The organism is Acinetobacter sp. YH1901141 (assembly GCF_013416935.1).
In the GTDB taxonomy this organism is placed as follows: domain Bacteria; phylum Pseudomonadota; class Gammaproteobacteria; order Pseudomonadales; family Moraxellaceae; genus Acinetobacter; species Acinetobacter towneri.
Genome location: NZ_VPEY01000074.1, coordinates 1 through 1,353 on the forward strand (window position 1 = coordinate 1; position 1,353 = coordinate 1,353).

The window sequence follows — 1,353 nt, forward strand, 5'->3', positions numbered from 1 at the left end:
ACCACAGTCATTTTCAAGTTAGGAATACGGACATCGTAGAAAGACATCGCAGATGCATTCACAAAACGTAGGCGAATTTTTTCATTCGGTTTAAACATTCCTGTCCAATTTTGTTCAGGTGTTTTGCCATTAATGAGGAAGGTATAACCTGTAACATCCGACATGTCGGTTTTTAGCATACGCATCTGATTCCACATTTTGCGGTCAGACCATGTCGCTTTTATGCCATCACGTTTAACCTGCTTCCAAACATCACCCAAGGTTTCACGCTGATCTTGATAATATTCAGCTGAAATTTTAAGATCTTTCTGAATTTGATCACTGGTTTTTTCATGAAAATCTGACAACATCACCACATAGTCACGTTCAGCTTTTTCATGTGCTGCCAATGGTGTTTTACCTTTTGGATAAATCACAAAAGAACCATATAAGCCGTCTTGTTCCTGTCCTTTAGAATGAGCGTGATACCAATAAGTCCCGCTTTGGCGAATCTTGAATTTATAAACATACTCGCTTTGAGGCTTAATACCGTTAAAACCATTAAATCCTGGTACACCATCCATAATGCCCGGCAACAACAGTCCGTGCCAATGAATAGAAGAATCTTGGTTTTTTAAATTATTTTTCACGCGAATGATGGCTTCATCACCCTCTTCAAACTCAAGCAAAGGCGCAGGAAATTGACCATTTACGGTAATGCGCTTTACAGGCTTTCCAGTTGGGCTGACCACTGCTTCATCAATAACAAGCTGATATTCACGCACTTCGGCAAAAACCAAAGGCGACGATGCAAAACAAATACCTGCTAATAGGTACGAACTAATTTTATGAGACATAACTTAACCTTAATTTTTGAAAAATAAATAAATTTTAAAAAAAATTGGTTAAGTTTTAGGAGGACGTGAAATTTCTTGCCAATACCCATTTAGATATTGGTTGAGGTAATAAAAATTAGGCTGATCTATAGAATAGAAGGTATCTAGGGGATCTAGCGAGCTTTGCAAAGAATGAAGACATGAGATCTCTGTCTGGCAGGATAAGCTAGAACATTCCTGACACTTTTTGTGATCTATATTCTGATTAATAGCTAAATGATTATGGCAATCGGTATTCGTCTGTACTTCGTGATTAATACCATGTTGAGTGACTTGCTGTGCTTGATCTAAACAATGATCTTGGCTCATTTCAGTTTGCATATTGATATGCATTATCTTTACTGATGCAACAGACACACTACTCCATCCTATGGCAAAAACCATAAGAAAACAAAACCAAAGTTTTTTGGAGAGATGAGTCAACACGAATGCTATCTAGGAATAGAATTTAATCCAAAATATCTTAACGGAATTTCAA

1 protein-coding gene is annotated in these 1,353 nt (G+C 37.2%); it reads right to left on the bottom strand.

Annotation, left to right across the window (positions count from 1 at the left end; genetic code table 11):
* Positions 1-836: multicopper oxidase domain-containing protein (locus FTV52_RS14510; protein ID WP_179991044.1), on the bottom strand; the 836-nt coding region annotated here is incomplete at its 3' end.
* Between the last annotated feature and the right edge of the window lie 517 nt (positions 837-1,353).